Below are 14,713 nucleotides of genomic sequence, written 5' to 3'. Positions count from 1 at the left end.
CAAGCGAAGCTTCGTGGGTTTAACCACGATTCTGCAACAGGATAATGACGCAACGCAGGCTTGAACACCCCAAAGCGTCTGCGCCTATGCGCTGTCGCGCCGCGCAAGCCGGGCGATCTCGGCGATGAGCCGCGCGGGGTCGGCAGGCTTTGCCAGCACCGCGTCGGCGCCGACAGCCAGAAGCTCCTCGCGCAGGCCGACGCGGCTGTCGGCCGTCAGGACCAGCACCGGCAGGCCGGCATTGCCATAGTCGCGCCGGACGATGCGTGCGATCATCTCCCTGCCATCGCCGCCCGGCATGCCGAGATCGGTGACAATGAGGTCGGCCGCGAAGGGCCCCGCCGCCGTCGCGCCGGCAAGCGCGGCAACGAGCGCCGGATAATCCGGCACGTGGCGCACCGTATGGCCCGCCCGCTCCAGCACGGAGCGCACCAGCATGGCGTTCACCGGATCGTCCTCGGCCAAGAGGATGCGGATGCCGGCGGGCTCGGCGGGGATCGGAAACATTGTCTGCTGCGGCAGGTCCTTGAGGATCGGGCGGTTGTCGTTGATCGCGTCGCGAACCTCCACGCCCTTCATGCGGCCGCGCAGCACCTCGACCAGCGAGCGCTCGCGCAGCGGCCGGATGAGCCAGGAATCGAAACCCTCGCCATTGCCGAGCGCCCGGCCGCCGCGCTCCTCCGGATTGACGAGGTAGATGCGGCGCGCTTTGCTGTCGCGCAGGAAGGCGAGATCCGCAAGGTCGCGGCGATAGGCGCCGGCAAGGCGGTTGTCGACGATGATGTCGGTGAGCTTCGCCTTTCGGCCGGAAAGATGCTGCACGAGGTCGAGCGCCTCGTCGGCGGAGGTGGCGAGGTGGCAAGCGCCGCCGAGGGCCTCCACGGTGCGGGCGAGCGCCGCCGACGCCGGGCCGGCGGGGGCCAGCAGGAAGACGAGGCTGCCGGCAAGGATGCCCTTGCGCGCGCCGCGCGCAGGCTTCGGCGTGCGGATATCGACGGGCATGCGGATGGTGAAGGTGCTGCCCTTGCCGGGCGTGCTTTCGAGCGTCAGCGCGCCGCCGGCCTCCTTCAGGATGCGGGCGGAGATGGCAAGGCCGAGACCGGTGCCGCCGCTGCGCTGGGCCGGGCTGCCGGTCTGCTCGAATTCCTCGAAGATGCGGGCCTGCTCCTCCGCATTCATGCCGGGGCCGGTATCGGTGACGCGGATGACGACGGCGCCGTGGTCCAGCGTGGTGTCGAGTGAGACGCCGCCGGCATGGGTGAACTTCACGGCATTGCCGACGACGTTGTAGAGCACCTGGCGCAGGCGCGGCGCATCGTAGATCAGGAGACCCGGCACGTCCGGCGCCACGAAGGAGCCGATCTCGATGCCCTTTTCATGCGCCCGGTGGGAGAGCATCTCCACGACGCTTTCCAGCATCGGGCGCACCGGCTCCTCCGAGGGGCGGAGCTGGAAGCGGCCGGCCTCGATGGTCGAGAAGTCGAGGAGGTCGTCGACGAGCTGCACCAGCGCATGGCCGGACTGGCGCATGCCGGCGAGATAGTTCTTCTGCTCGGCGGTCAGCCGCGTCTGGCCGATGAGGTGCGACATGCCGAGAATGCCGGAGAGCGGCGTGCGGATCTCGTGGCTGACGGTGGCGAGCAGGCGCGACTTGGCGGCGCTCGCCTCCTCCGCGCGCTGGCGGGCGCGTTCGCGCTCGCCCTCGGCAAGGCGTTCCTCCGTCACGTCGCGGGCGATGGAATGGACGACCAGTTCGCCGGAGGCGGGATCGCGCACGGTGACGTCGTGCCAGGAATAGACGCGCCGGCAGGCGGGGCCGACCACATCGACGTCGTAGCGATGGGGGATCGCCTGCGAGCGGAAGGTGAGGCCGAGCGCCTCGCATGTCCTGCCCTCGACGTCGGCCATGCCCGTCAGCTCGCCGAGCACGGCGTTGGCGCTGAGGATGCGGCCGTCGAGCGCGCGCACGACGACGATGTCGCCCAGCACGTCATGGATGGCCGAGAGGATCTGCGAGGTTTCGCTGCGCTCCCAGGAGCGGTCGTGCGCGTGCTCGACGCCGGTGGCGGCGCCGCGCGTGAAGAAGAGGAAGGCGGCGCTCGCAACACCGGCAAGGCCAAGGGCCGTGGCGGCGATAGGGAAGCCGGACGACAGGCCCGTCGCCAGCGCCAGGCCGGAAAGGAACAGGATGAGGCCGGAAAGAATGGCCCGGAATGGAAGATTTTTGTCCGGCACCGGCGCGCTGGCGGGCGCCTCCACGGCGCGGTCATCCGGCGTCGCCGCCCTTTCGGAACGGGTGCGGGGGGCACGGGGCGACGCCTCGGCAAATTCGGCCTTGAGCCGGTTCTGTAGCTTGACAGGTTCGCTCATGAGGCCCGCATAGCATGCGGACCGTTCAGAACGGCTTCAGCAAGTCGTTCGAATTTTAACGTTTCGCGCGGCGCATCGACAGGAGTTCGTCAAGGATGACGAGGCCAGCGCCGATGGTGATGAAGCTGTCGGCGAGGTTGAAGACGGCGAAGGACCAGGTCTCGGTATAGAAGAGCACATAGTCGATCACGTAACCGAAGAGCGCGCGGTCGATGAGGTTGCCGAAGGCGCCGGCGATGATGAAGGCATAGCCGGCATGGGCAAGGCCCCGCGCCTTGGGCGTCTGCCGCCAGAGCCAGACGACGAAGGCGACGACGAAGAGCCTGAGCGTGACGATGAACCAGCCCTCCATGCCCGACAGCATGGAGAAGGCGACGCCGTAATTGTAGGTGCGGTAGAACGCCAGCATGGGCACGACATGCACCGCCTCCTGGAAGGGAAGCCAGGTCTCCACGGCGAATTTCACCGCCTGATCGAGCAGCAGCGCGAGCAGGATGAAGACGACGACCGGCAGCGGCCGGGAGAACAGCGGAATGCGTTCGTTCATGCCCGCTCTTCCAGCGTCAGGAGGTGGCGGCGCGCCTCGAAGAGCATGATGCCGGTGGCGATGGCGAGGTTCAGCGAATCGGCAAGGCCGGCCTGCGGGATGCGGGCAAGCGCATCGGCTTCGCTGGCGAGCGCGTCCGGCAGGCCCGCCTGCTCGTTGCCCATGAGGAGGACGACGGGCTTCTTCCGGTAATCGATGGTGCGGTAGTCGACCGCGCCGGCAAGGTGCGTGGCGACGACGGAAACGCCGGCGCCCTTCTTCCAGGCGAGGAAGTCGGCAGGGCTCGCCTTGACCAGCGGCAGCGCGAAGACCGAACCCATGGTGGCGCGCACGGTCTCCATCGAATAGGGATCCGTCGTCTCGCCGAGGAGGATGACGCCGCTCGCGCCCGCCGCGTCCGCCGTGCGGATGATCGTGCCGAGATTGCCGGGGTCGCGCACGCGGTCGAGCGCCACATAGGTCTCGTCCGCCTTCGGCTTCAGGTCCCGCAGGCTCGTCCAGCGCTGGGTGAAGATGCCGACGACCATCTGCGGATTGTCGCGCCTTGTGATCGACGAGAGCACCTTCTCGCTGACCTCCAGCACCAGCCCGCCGCGCGCCACGGTCTTCGTCGCGGCCTGCACGACCTGCGGCTTGTCCTTGACGTTCTTGGCGTAGACCAGCGTCCTGATCTCGAAGCCGAGTTCCAGCGCGTCGATGACGAGCTTCAGGCCCTCGGCCATAAAGCTCTTCGTCTCGTCACGGTGCTTCTTGTCGGACAGCGCCTTGATATCCTTGACGATCGGGTTCGAAAGGCTCGTGACCTCCTTCACCTGACCGACGCGGCGGGTTCCGTGGTGGTCATGGCTCATGCGCTGATCCATCGGCTGAAGAGGGAGGTGGAGAGCGCGCGGCCGGCTTCCCCGCCGTCCGGGCCGCTCTCGCGAATGACGAGCTCGCCCGATTCCACCGTGCCGCCGGCCCCGCGCATGGTCTCGCGCATCAGCTCGTGAATGGAATAGAAGCTCGCGCGGATCGAATAGGCCGTCAGCACGAGGCCGATGGCCTTCGGCGACAGGATCTCGCGGCAGATGTCGAGCATCAAGGGCAGGTGGTCGAAGAGGTGCCAGACCTCGCCGTTCGGCCCGCGGCCGAATTTCGGCGGGTCGGTGAGGATGATGTCGTATTTGCTGCCGCGGCGCTCCTCGCGCTGGATGAACTTCATGGCATCCTCGCAGATCCAGCGGATCGGCAGCTTCTCCATGCGGCCGAGCGCCTGGTTCTCGCGCGCCCAGCCGATGGCCTTCTTCGAGGCATCGACATGGGTGACTTCCGCCCCGGCGGCGGCAGCGACCAGCGAAGCGACGCCGGTATAGCCGAAGAGGTTCAGCACCTTTACGGGGCGACCGGCGGTCTCGACCTTCTCCTTCATCCAGCGCCAGTGGGCGAGCTGTTCAGGGAAGACGCCGACATGGCGGAAGGCGGTGAAGCGGCCATGGAAATCAACGCCGAGGAGCTGCATCGGCCAGGTTTCGCCGAGCGCCGCCTTGGGGAACTTCCAGCGCCCCATGCCGTCCTCGTCCGTATCGCCGGTGAAGAGGGCGTCGGCCTTGTCCCAGAGGGACGGCAGGCTTCGCTGCCAGAGCGCCTGCGCCTCGGGGCGCACGATGCGGTAGGGGCCATATTGCTCCAGCTTCTCGCCGGCACCGCTGTCGATGAGGCGGTACTGGTCGGAGCCGGCGGTCTCGAGGATGACCGGCACGCGCTCGGCGGGCTTTTCCCCCTCGCGGCGGATCAGCGGGCGCGCGGGGGCCTCGGGCGCGGGGCGCGGTTCCCTGCTCGGGGCCGGCGGCCTGGGTGCCGCGGCCCTTGGAGCCTCAGCCTTCACGGCCGGCCGCGTATGGGCCTTCGCCCTGGCGGGCGCGGCGGGGCCGCTCTTCGGCCGGCGGTGCTTGTCCTTCACGATCGATCGTCCGTCGTCGGTTGAAACCTTGCCGGCAAAGCCGGAAAACAAGCGGCTCCCATACCATCCCTCCCCCACTTGGCAAAGCGCTTTCCGATTGCGATAAATCTGGAACCGTTCCGGGAGGAGGATCGACCATGGACATGTCCGGCGAAGAACGCATTGCCGCCCCGCGCGAGGCCGTCTGGGCGGCGCTCAACGATCCAGAGATCCTGAAAGCGTGCATTCCGGGCTGTCAGTCGCTGACCATGAAATCGCCGACCGAGCTGGAGGCCACCGTGAAGATCAAGATCGGCCCGGTCTCGGCGACCTTCAACGGCGAGGTGACGCTCTCCAACCTCAACCCGCCGGAAAGCTACACGATATCCGGCGAGGGCAAGGGCGGCATCGCCGGTTTTGCGCAGGGCGGCGCGGATGTCCGCCTCATCGAGGACGGCGGCGAGACGATCCTTGCCTATGACGTGAAGGCGCAGATCGGCGGCAAGCTCGCCCAGCTCGGCTCGCGCCTCATCGATTCGACGTCGAAGAAACTGGCGACGCAGTTCTTCTCCGATCTCGGCGCGAAGCTGAACGGAACCTGAGACGCTACAATCCGGTCTTTTGCGGCCAGGCCGAGCGAAATGCTCCCCAGAAACTGCGCAACATTAAAAGAAGCTCGCCGCCCCGCAGCAAGCTCCCCACATCGTCTTGCCTCTCTTCGCCGGCTTTGGGGCTTGGGGCTTGCTCATCGCGTTCCATCGGCCTGGCCAGATCACTTTCCAGAAGCGGGCAGAATCGCCTGCGAGGCCAGCGCCTCGGCGCGGCCGCGGTGCCTTTCGGCCTCCGTGTGCCACTTGACCGCCTCGCTCGCCTCGATGCGGGCGCGCTTGCGGTGCTTGCCCTGTGCGAACCAGGTGATGAGCGCGCCGAGCACGAGGCCGAGGATCGTCGCGAGGAAGAGATAGACGAAGAAGGGCGCGGTGACGGAGAGCACGCTGTCCTCCGGCCGGAACGGATTGAGCGCCAGCGTCACCGACTGCCGGTTCGCCACCGACAGCACGATCAGCACGATGGCGATCGGGATCAGGATGAGGACGTTGACTATTCTCTTGACCATTGCGTCACCTTTCTTGCGCGCGGCGCCGGCGGGAAGCCCCGCCCTGCCCCTGGCAATCCCCGCAAGGCCGTTTCACGCTGCCCGCCGGAATTGCTTCAATCGTCCTGATCGGCCTGGCCGGGATTAAGGCGCTCGCGCAGTTCCTTGCCCGTCTTGAAGAACGGGACCCATTTCTCCTCGACGAAGACCGCATCGCCCGTGCGCGGGTTGCGGCCCGAGCGCGAGGGGCGGTTCTTGACGGAGAAGGCGCCGAAGCCGCGCAGCTCCACGCGGTTGCCGCCGGCCAGCGCATCCGTGATCTCGTCCAGCACCGCGTTGACGATGTTCTCGACATCGCGGTGATAGAGATGGGGATTACGGGCTGCGACGATCTGGACCAGTTCCGACTTGATCACGGTATCCCCCTTAAAAATTCTTGTTTTTCAATCGCGATCAACCTGCCAAACCGAAACAAGACCGTCAAGAAACAACTTTTCGCCGGCCAGCTTTTCGATCGTCGGTTGAAGGTCGAGCGACAGGCCGAACACCGAGCGGGCCAGTTCCCGGATGCTGCCGCCGATGAAGGGAATGCCCGACCGGTTCGTCGGCTCGTAATCGACGAAGGGCAGGTCCTTGGCCACCTTGCGGGTGTCGAGATAGGCGCGGATCGCCTCCGGCCCGCCGAGCGTATCGACCAGCTTGGCGGCGAGCGCCTGCCGGCCGGTGAAGATGCTGCCGTCGGCAAGGCGCAGCACATCGGTGCGCGGCAGCTTGCGGCGCTCGGCGACGAGGTCGACGAACCAGTCGTAGCTGTCCATCACCATGGCGCGGATCATCGTCTTGGCGTCCTCGCTGGCCGGATGGAAGGGCGAGGGCTCGGCCTTCAGCGGCGCGGACTTGATCTCCTCCAGCGAGACGCCGATCTTGTCCATCAGTTCCTTCATCTGCGGATACTGGAAGAGCACGCCGATGGAGCCGGTGATCGAGCTTTCGCCGGCGACGATCGTGTCACCCGCCGTCGCGATCATGTAGCCGGCGGAGGCGGCGAGCGTGCGCACGTCCGAGACGACCGGCTTCTTTTCCGCCACCTTGCGCAGCGCCTTGAAGATCACCTCGCCGCCATAGGTCGTGCCGCCGGGGGACGAGATCGTCACGACGAGCGCCTTGGCCCGGTCGTTCTTCGCGATGCGGTCGAGGCGCTCCAGGAGGTCCTTGTCGTCCTGGATGATGCCGGAGATGCTGACGCGGGCGATATGGTCGCCCGAGCCGATGTCGGGCGCGCGCCAGGCGACGGCGGCCCAGATCGCGGCCAGCGCGATCAGCACGGCCGCGACGCGCCAGAAGGTGAGCTTGCGGCGCAGTTGCCGGCGGTCGGCGATGGCGGATTGTTCCATGTCCTGTCCTCGGTGCTGATGGCCGCCTTGCATCAAGGTGGCTTGCAGAAGGCCCTATCGATATGGCATTCCCCGCTCAAATGGCAATTCGTCGCCGAACTTTCTTGGACATCCATTGTTTGTTCAGGAATAATCGCCATATGGGGCCCGTTATAGTTGCGGCCCCTCATGCGCGGCGAGGGCCGAAACCGAACCATTCAAGCAGGCACTATGCTGAACAGCGTGACAGAAGCACCGACCGGTGCACAGGGCATGGGCATTTCCGCCGAGGCTTATCGCCTGGCGACGCGCCATTCCGCGCGCGTGCGGATCCTCAAGATCGCCCTGCCGGTCGCAGCCCTGATCATCGCCGCGGTCTTCGCCGTCGTCTCCATCGTGCGCACCTACCTGCCCTCCGACCTCCATGTGGAGAGCGCCACCATCGAGGACGGCAAGATCGTCATGCGCTATCCGGCGATCGCCGGCCGCAACAAGGACGGCATCAGCTATTCGATGAAGGCCGAGCGGGCGCTGCAGGACATGAAGACGCCCGACGTCATCACGCTCGAGAACATCACGGCGAAGATGCCGGTCAACGACAAGACCACCGCGGAAGTGACGGCCGAGACCGGTGTCTACGACCGCGGCAAGAACCTGCTCGACATGACCCGACCCTTCACCATCAACCTCAATACCGGCCTTGCCGCCGCCTTCCGTTCGGCCCATCTCGACATCAACGGCGGAACGATGGAAACGAAGGACCCCGTTTCCATCCATTCGCCCGGCGCATCCATTGTTGCGCAGTCGCTGCGAATGACGGATAAAGGCCGTGTCGTCGTCTTCGAGGGCAAGGTCGTCGTCGACGTCGACCCTGCCGCCATCCGCAACCGAGAAAAGTAAGAGCGCCATGTTCGCCACTCTCTCCGCCCCTGTCCGGGCCGCCAGCCTTTTCGTTCTTGCCGCGGGCTTCGCACTGGCCGCGGGCCATGCCGGCGCCCAGCAGACGGCGAGCAAGATGAAGGGCGTGCAGCTCTCGAACGACCAGCCGATCCAGATCCAGAGCGACGCGCTGGAAATCCGCGACCAGGAGAACAAGGCCGAATTCACCGGCAATGTGAAGGTCGTGCAGGGCACGACGACGCTGCAGGCCGGCCGCATGGTCGTTCACTACAAGTCGGGCGGCAAGGGCTCGGTCGCCAGCGGCAATGCCGACATCGAGAAGATCGACGTCTTCGACAAGGTCTACCTGAAGTCGCAGACGCAGGAAGCGACCGCCGATACCGGAACGTTCAACCTCGACAACGAGACGCTGGTCCTCAAGGGCAAGAAGGTGGTGCTGTCGGAAGGCGAGAACGTCTTCGTCGGTTGTCAGCTCTCCGTCACCATGCGCACCGGTGAAGCGAAGCTGGATGCCTGCGGCGGCCGCGTCATGATCCAGCTCGACCCCAAATCCCGCCAGAAAACGAACTGATATAGCGCTTCTCCCGTGTCATCTTCCCTGCTCACCCGCCTGACGCGCCACCCGAAGAAGGGTGCGCAGGAACCCCACCGCAGCACCGACCTGTCGCGCTACGAGGGAACCCTCATTGCGCGAGGGCTGACGAAGACCTATCGCGACCGGCGCGTCGTCAACGGCGTGTCGCTCGTCGTCCGGCGCGGCGAGGCCGTGGGTCTGCTCGGCCCGAACGGCGCCGGCAAGACGACCTGTTTCTACATGATCACCGGTCTCGTGCCCGTCGACGAGGGCTCGATCGAGATCAACGGCCATGACGTCACCACCATGCCGATGTACCGCCGGGCGCGCCTCGGCGTCGGCTATCTGCCGCAGGAAGCCTCGATCTTCCGCGGTCTCACGGTGGAGGAGAACATCCGTGCCGTGCTGGAAGTGCACGACAAGGACAAGGCGCGGCGGGAGGAAAAACTCGACAGCCTGCTTGCCGAATTCTCGATCTCGCATCTTCGCAAGTCGCCCGCCATCGCGCTTTCCGGCGGCGAGCGCCGGCGCCTCGAGATCGCCCGTGCGCTTGCCACCGACCCGACCTTCATGCTGCTCGACGAACCCTTCGCGGGCGTCGACCCGATCTCGGTCGCCGACATCCAGGCGCTGGTGCGTCACCTCACCTCGCGCGGCATCGGCGTCCTGATCACTGACCATAACGTGCGCGAGACGCTCGGCCTCATTGACCGCGCCTATATCATCCATGCCGGCGAGGTGCTGACCCACGGCCGGGCGAACGACATCGTCAGCAATGCCGACGTGCGCCGCCTCTATCTCGGCGACAATTTCAGCCTCTGAGGGCAGGACGCGCCCGGTTGCCGCGATCTTCATCAAGTTCGCGCCCGCCGCTTGACCAAACGCTTTTAAAAAGCAATTTTTGGGCCAGTTGGTTTCTGCCGCCCCGATCCTGTGGCTTCGGGCGGATTTCCGGAGAGTAGAGCGTCCGCATGGCCCTCGCCGCCAGCCTTTTCCTGCGCCAGAACCAGTCGCTGGTCATGACGCCGCAGCTCATGCAGTCGATACAGCTGCTGCAGATGACGCATGGCGAGCTGACGCAGTTCATCGAGCAGGAAGTCGAGAAGAACCCGCTCCTCGAAATCGCCGCGAACGACGACGGTGGGCGCGACGAGCGCTTTACCGCCGAGGCCGAGCCATCCCCCACCGAGCGCGGCGGGGATGGCAGCCAGGCGGACCTTTACGAAACCGCCACCAGCGGCACCGCCGGCAGCGCACCCGAAACCCTCGACGGCGGGCTCGACAATGTCTTTCCCGACGATGCCGGGCCCCGCGCGGCGGACGCGCCGGAGCTGATCGGCCAGTGGAAGTCCATGCCGGGCGGCGGCGGGGACGGCGAGGGCTACGACCTCGACGACTTCGTGGCGAGCCGCAAGACGCTGCGCGACGTCCTGAACGAGCAGATCCCCTTCGCCCTTGCCGACCCCGTCGACCGGCTGATCGCCCAGCATCTCGTCGACCAGCTCGACGAGGCCGGCTATCTCCAGGGCAGCACGGCGGAGACCGCCGCGAAGCTCGGCAAGCCCGCCGCCGAGATCGAGCGCGTGCTCGCCCGCCTGCAGGAGCTCGATCCGCCCGGCGTCTTCGCCCGCTCGCTCAGCGAATGCCTTGCGATCCAGCTGAGGGCCAGGGACCGGCTCGACCCCGCCATGGCGGCGCTCGTCGGTAATCTCGAACTGCTCGCCCGGCGCGACTTCGCGACGCTGAAGAAACTCTGCGGCGTCGGCGAGGAGGACCTTCTCGACATGTTGGCAGAAATCCGCAAGCTCGACCCGAAGCCCGGCACGCGCTACGAGACCGGCGCTTCCGAGGCCGTGGTGCCGGATATCGTCGTGCGCGCAGCGCCCGACGGAAGCTGGCATGTCGAGCTCAATGCCGACACCCTGCCCCGCGTGCTGGTCAACCGCGACTACTATACCGCTGTTTCCAGCCGCACGAGCCGCGACAGCGCGGATTACGGCTTTCTCAACGAATGCCTCCAGACGGCCAATTGGCTGACGCGCAGCCTCGACCAGCGCGCCCGCACCATCCTGAAGGTGGCGAGCGAGATCGTGCGCCAGCAGGACGCCTTCCTCGTCAACGGGGTCGACCACCTGCGCCCGCTGAACCTGAAAACGATCGCCGAGGCGATCAGGATGCATGAATCGACGGTGAGCCGCGTCACCTCGAACAAGTACATGCTGACGCCGCGCGGCCTGTTCGAGCTGAAATATTTCTTCACCGTCTCGATCGGCTCGGCCGAGGGCGGCGATTCCCATTCGGCCGAGAGCGTGCGCCACCGCATCCGCAGCATGATCGCGCAGGAAGCGCCCGAGGCGGTGCTCTCCGACGACGACATCGTCGATGTCCTGCGCAAGGGCGGCGTGGAGCTTGCCCGCCGCACGGTGGCGAAGTACCGCGAGGCGATGAACATCCCCTCCTCCGTGCAGCGCCGGCGCGAAAAACGCGCGCTCGCCAAGGCCTCGGCCACCTGAAACAAAGCCTGGGACAGCCGCGTTCCGGCCTGTGAGAAGTTAACGATGGCTGAATCGGCCGATTGACTTCGCGGGCTGGAAGGGCTAATGCGCGCCCCACTTCCGAAGGGAAGGCAGGCCGGACTTCCAGACTATCCCCGCTTTTCCCAAGCGTGCGATGCAGCAAACAGCGCGTGTGTGAAACGCTTGGAACGCAGATGAGGTTGGAATAGACTGGTGTACGCAAATCATGAAAGAGAGGTACCCTCCATGAGTGTGCGTGTGTCCGGTAAACATATGGAAATCGGCGACAGCTTCCGCCAGCGTATTGAAGAGCAGGTGGAGGAGGCCGTAACCAAATATTTCGACGGAGGATATTCGAGCCAGGTCACCGTGGAAAAGGCGGGATCGCGGTACAGTGCGGACTGCAAGCTTCACCTGGACACAGGTACGGCGTTGCAGGCCAATGGCGAGGCCAACGATCCCCTGGCAGCCTTCCAGGCAGCCTCGGAGCGGATCGAAAAGCGCCTGCGCCGGTACAAGCGCAAACTCAAGGCACACCATAACGGCAACGGTCATGACGCCTTTGCAGAGGTGGCCTACACGGTGATGGATTCGGTCCCCGACGAAGACGAAGAGCTTCCCGAGGACTACGCGCCGACCATCGTCGCGGAAAGCACGAAGAAACTCCGGACCCTGTCCGTGGCAAGCGCCGTCATGGCGCTCGACATGACGGACGAACCGGTTCTTCTTTTCCGCAGCGCGGGGTCGGAGCAGCTCAATATCGTCTACCGACGCAACGACGGAAATATTGGCTGGATCGATGCAGCCAGTATCAAAGGCTGAGTGACGGGAGCGTGGTGCCGGGACGGGCACCACGCTTCTTCAAACCCTTCACCCAGCGCACGAGGACAAGAGCATGGCATTGGCAGGTCTACTGCAGCAGAGTGCGATTATTCCGGCGATGAAGGCCAATTCCAAGAAGCAGCTGCTTCAGGAGCTGGCAGCAAAAGCGGCAAAGATTACCGGGATTCCGGAACGCGAAATCTTCGACGTCATCCTTCAGCGTGAGCGCCTCGGTTCGACCGGCGTCGGCAATGGCATCGCCATTCCGCACGGCAAGCTGAAGGAGCTTTCGCAGATCACCGGCCTCTTCGCGAGGCTCGAAACCCCCGTGGACTTCGAGGCACTGGACGACCAGCCGGTGGACCTCGTCTTCCTGCTGCTCGCGCCGGAAGGCGCCGGCGCGGACCATCTGAAGGCCCTTTCGCGCATCGCCCGCGTGCTGCGCGACCCGGCCATGGTCGCAAAGCTGCGCGCCTCCGACAGCGAGAGCGCCATCTATGCCTGCCTCAGCGAGGAACAGGCATCCGCGGCCTGAGGCTGCGCAATATCCTATTCGATTGCTTGGGATGACCGCCGCGGACCAGAATCCTGCGGCGGTCTTCGCGTTTCGGGCGCATCGGAAACGGCACAGGAAAACGCCCGCACCATTGCTGATGCGGGCGTTGGAACTTACCTGGGAGACCGGTCAGGCCTGCGCGGTGCTCGTCTCGCCGGCAGGGGCCTTCGGGCCGCCCTTGGAGACGCCGACCATGGCGGGGCGCAGGACGCGCTCGCCGATGACGTAGCCGTCCTGCACGACCTGGACGACGGTGTTGCTGGCGACGTCGGGGTTCGGCACCTCGAACATGGCCTGGTGGAAATGCGGGTCGAACTTCTCACCGATCGGATCGAGCTTGCGCACGCCATGGCGCTCCAGCGCCGACAGCATGGAACGCTCGGTCATCTCGACGCCGTCCGCCAGCGCCTTGAGGCCGGCATCGTCGCCTGCAAGGGCTTCGGCCGGGATGGCGTCGAGCGCACGGCGCAGGTTGTCGGACACGGCCAGCATGTCGCGCGCAAAGCCCGCGACGGAATAGGACTTGGCGTCCTTCACGTCGCGTTCGGTGCGGCGGCGCAGGTTGTCCATCTCGGCGGCGAGGCGCAGGTACTTGTCGCGAAGGTCGGCGTTCTCCGCCTTCAGAACCTCGACCGGATCGGGTTCGGCCGCGACTTCCGCCTCGACGGCGGCGTCCGCTGCGGATGCTTCAGCGGCAAGGTTGCTGTCCACCGCTTCGTCAGGTCCGTGTTTCTTGGTCTCGTCGGTCATGACGTACTCCGAATTGCATTGCTAAGGGGTTGCGCCCGATATCGAGCTTCGGGCCTGAAAAATCAAGGGCTGACGGCCGGAAAGCCGGCGCATCGGATGGCATGCCGTTCGCGCAGGGCCACTGCACGCCTTCACGCGGCATGCTTCAGCGCGAAAGCCGCGACATCAATTGCGCCGTATAGTCCACCATCGGCACGATGCGGGAATAGTTGAGCCGCGTCGGACCGATGACGCCGACCGCACCGACGATCTTGTCGTCGCCATCCCGGTAGGGCGCGACGATGAGCGAGGAACCGGAGAGCGAGAAGAGCTTGTTCTCCGAGCCGATGAAGATGCGCACACCCGGCCCTGTCTCGGCGAGGTTCAGGAGCTCGATCAGGCTGTCCTTGCGCTCGAGGTCATCGAAGAGCATGCGCAGGCGGTCGATATCATCGGCGCCGGCAAGGCCTTCCAGCAGGTTCGCCCGGCCGCGCACGATGAGGCGCGTCGGCTTTGCCTCCTCGAAGCCGCCGGACCAGACGGCAAGGCCGCGCTCGACGAGGTCCTGCGACAGCTTGTCGAGCTCGCTGCTGATCTCGCCGCGCAGGCGCTCCAGCTGCGAGCGGGCCTCCAGCAGCGTGTTGCCCGACAGATGCGCGTTGAGGAAATTGGCCGCCTCGGTGAGTTGCGAACTGGTCACGCCCGCCGGCAGCTCGATGATGCGGTTCTCCACCTGGTCGTGATCGCCCACCAGCACGACCAGCGCCTTGGTCGGCTCCAGCCGGATGAACTCGACATGCTTCAGCACGGCGTCGTTCTTGGTGGTGATGACGAGGCCGGCGCCGCGCGACATGCCGGACAGCGCCTGGCTCGCCTCGTTCATCATGGTCTCGACGGCCGAGTGCTTCTGGCCGTGCGGGCGCACATGGCGCTCGATGGAGGCGCGGTCCTCGGCGGAGATATTGCCGACCTGCATGAAGGCATCGACGAAGAAGCGCAGGCCCAGCTGCGTCGGCAGGCGGCCGGCGCTGATATGCGGCGAATAGATGAGGCCGAGCTCCTCCAGGTCGCTCATCACGTTGCGCACGGAGGCGGGCGAGAGCGACATGGGCAGGATGCGCGACAGGTTGCGCGAGCCGAGCGGCTCGCCGCTTTCCAGATAGGTCTCGACGATGCGGCGGAAGATCTCGCCCGAACGCTCGTCGAGCGCCGCCTGAATGTCAGATCCCGGAGGATTCTTCAAAACCATCTTCGAACTGCAACCCTGTTGTCCGCCCGGAATATAGTGATTTCACCGGCCGGCGCAAAA

The 14,713-nt window shown here is 65.8% G+C and carries 16 protein-coding genes; 7 read left to right on the top strand and 9 right to left on the bottom strand.

What is annotated here, in order from left to right:
• Positions 1-84: 84 nt before the first annotated feature.
• Genes ACZ48C_RS00620 through ACZ48C_RS00605 form a run of 4 tightly spaced genes read right to left on the bottom strand, consistent with a single transcriptional unit; the run spans position 85 to position 4,859 of the window.
• Entirely contained in the window at positions 85-2,370 is a 2,286-nt protein-coding gene (locus ACZ48C_RS00620) for a hybrid sensor histidine kinase/response regulator (protein WP_464781867.1), read from the bottom strand.
• A 55-nt stretch (positions 2,371-2,425) separates the two neighbouring features.
• Positions 2,426-2,917, bottom strand: a complete 492-nt coding sequence (gene lspA, locus ACZ48C_RS00615; protein ID WP_464781866.1) for a signal peptidase II — start codon at positions 2,915-2,917, stop codon at positions 2,426-2,428.
• Positions 2,914-3,768 carry a TrmH family RNA methyltransferase gene (locus tag ACZ48C_RS00610; protein WP_464781865.1) on the bottom strand — a complete coding sequence of 285 codons (855 nt, stop codon included), beginning with the start codon at positions 3,766-3,768 and terminating at the stop codon, positions 2,914-2,916. Before ACZ48C_RS00610 ends, lspA begins: the two co-directional genes overlap by 4 nt.
• A complete protein-coding gene (locus ACZ48C_RS00605) occupies positions 3,765-4,859 on the bottom strand; it encodes a class I SAM-dependent methyltransferase (protein ID WP_464781864.1) in 1,095 nt (364 codons plus the stop codon). Before ACZ48C_RS00605 ends, ACZ48C_RS00610 begins: the two co-directional genes overlap by 4 nt.
• Before the next feature lie 137 nt (positions 4,860-4,996).
• Between ACZ48C_RS00605 and ACZ48C_RS00600 the strand changes: the two genes are divergently transcribed.
• Positions 4,997-5,440, top strand: a complete 444-nt coding sequence (locus ACZ48C_RS00600) for an SRPBCC family protein (RefSeq protein WP_424548744.1) — start codon at positions 4,997-4,999, stop codon at positions 5,438-5,440.
• 170 nt (positions 5,441-5,610) lie between these two features.
• On the opposite strand, the gene ACZ48C_RS00595 is transcribed toward ACZ48C_RS00600, so the two are convergent.
• From ACZ48C_RS00595 to sppA, 3 genes are all read right to left on the bottom strand, one after another.
• Positions 5,611-5,955, bottom strand: a complete 345-nt coding sequence (locus tag ACZ48C_RS00595) for a DUF1049 domain-containing protein (RefSeq protein WP_424548743.1) — start codon at positions 5,953-5,955, stop codon at positions 5,611-5,613.
• 95 nt (positions 5,956-6,050) lie between these two features.
• Positions 6,051-6,368, bottom strand: coding sequence for an integration host factor subunit beta (locus ACZ48C_RS00590; RefSeq protein WP_162911428.1), 318 nt, complete (start codon positions 6,366-6,368; stop codon positions 6,051-6,053).
• Between the two features lie 9 nt (positions 6,369-6,377).
• Complete coding sequence (gene sppA / locus ACZ48C_RS00585; protein ID WP_464781863.1) at positions 6,378-7,328, bottom strand: signal peptide peptidase SppA; 951 nt, start codon at positions 7,326-7,328, stop codon at positions 6,378-6,380.
• Between the two features lie 210 nt (positions 7,329-7,538).
• Here sppA and lptC point away from each other — a divergent pair, with 210 nt between their 5' ends.
• The 6 genes from lptC (at position 7,539) to ptsN (ending at position 12,654) form a co-directional block, all read left to right on the top strand.
• A complete protein-coding gene (lptC, locus tag ACZ48C_RS00580; RefSeq protein ID WP_318910708.1) occupies positions 7,539-8,207 on the top strand; it encodes an LPS export ABC transporter periplasmic protein LptC in 669 nt (222 codons plus the stop codon).
• Between the two features lie 7 nt (positions 8,208-8,214).
• Positions 8,215-8,778, top strand: coding sequence for an LptA/OstA family protein (locus ACZ48C_RS00575; protein ID WP_119257412.1), 564 nt, complete (start codon positions 8,215-8,217; stop codon positions 8,776-8,778).
• 27 nt (positions 8,779-8,805) lie between these two features.
• On the top strand, positions 8,806-9,603 hold the full coding sequence (gene lptB / locus ACZ48C_RS00570) for an LPS export ABC transporter ATP-binding protein (RefSeq protein ID WP_413251159.1): 798 nt from the start codon (positions 8,806-8,808) through the stop codon (positions 9,601-9,603).
• Between the two features lie 149 nt (positions 9,604-9,752).
• Positions 9,753-11,294: an RNA polymerase factor sigma-54 gene (gene rpoN, locus ACZ48C_RS00565; RefSeq protein WP_464781862.1), complete on the top strand. Its 1,542-nt coding sequence runs from the start codon at positions 9,753-9,755 to the stop codon at positions 11,292-11,294.
• A 249-nt stretch (positions 11,295-11,543) separates the two neighbouring features.
• The gene (gene hpf / locus ACZ48C_RS00560; RefSeq protein WP_318910704.1) at positions 11,544-12,119 is read left to right on the top strand and encodes a ribosome hibernation-promoting factor, HPF/YfiA family; all 576 of its coding nucleotides are present in this window, start codon (positions 11,544-11,546) and stop codon (positions 12,117-12,119) included.
• Positions 12,120-12,192: 73 nt separating this feature from the next.
• Positions 12,193-12,654, top strand: coding sequence for a PTS IIA-like nitrogen regulatory protein PtsN (ptsN, locus tag ACZ48C_RS00555; RefSeq protein ID WP_119257409.1), 462 nt, complete (start codon positions 12,193-12,195; stop codon positions 12,652-12,654).
• A gap of 150 nt (positions 12,655-12,804) precedes the next feature.
• Here the strand turns inward: ptsN and grpE are convergent, their stop codons facing one another.
• On the bottom strand, positions 12,805-13,425 hold the full coding sequence (gene grpE, locus ACZ48C_RS00550; protein WP_424548741.1) for a nucleotide exchange factor GrpE: 621 nt from the start codon (positions 13,423-13,425) through the stop codon (positions 12,805-12,807).
• Positions 13,426-13,570: 145 nt separating this feature from the next.
• On the bottom strand, positions 13,571-14,653 hold the full coding sequence (gene hrcA / locus ACZ48C_RS00545) for a heat-inducible transcriptional repressor HrcA (protein ID WP_464781861.1): 1,083 nt from the start codon (positions 14,651-14,653) through the stop codon (positions 13,571-13,573).
• Positions 14,654-14,713 lie beyond the last annotated feature (60 nt).

Source organism: Shinella sp. 1A1 (genome assembly GCF_055379515.1).
Note: the sequence above shows the minus strand (reverse complement) of the source record. Positions and strands in the feature narration are given on the sequence as shown.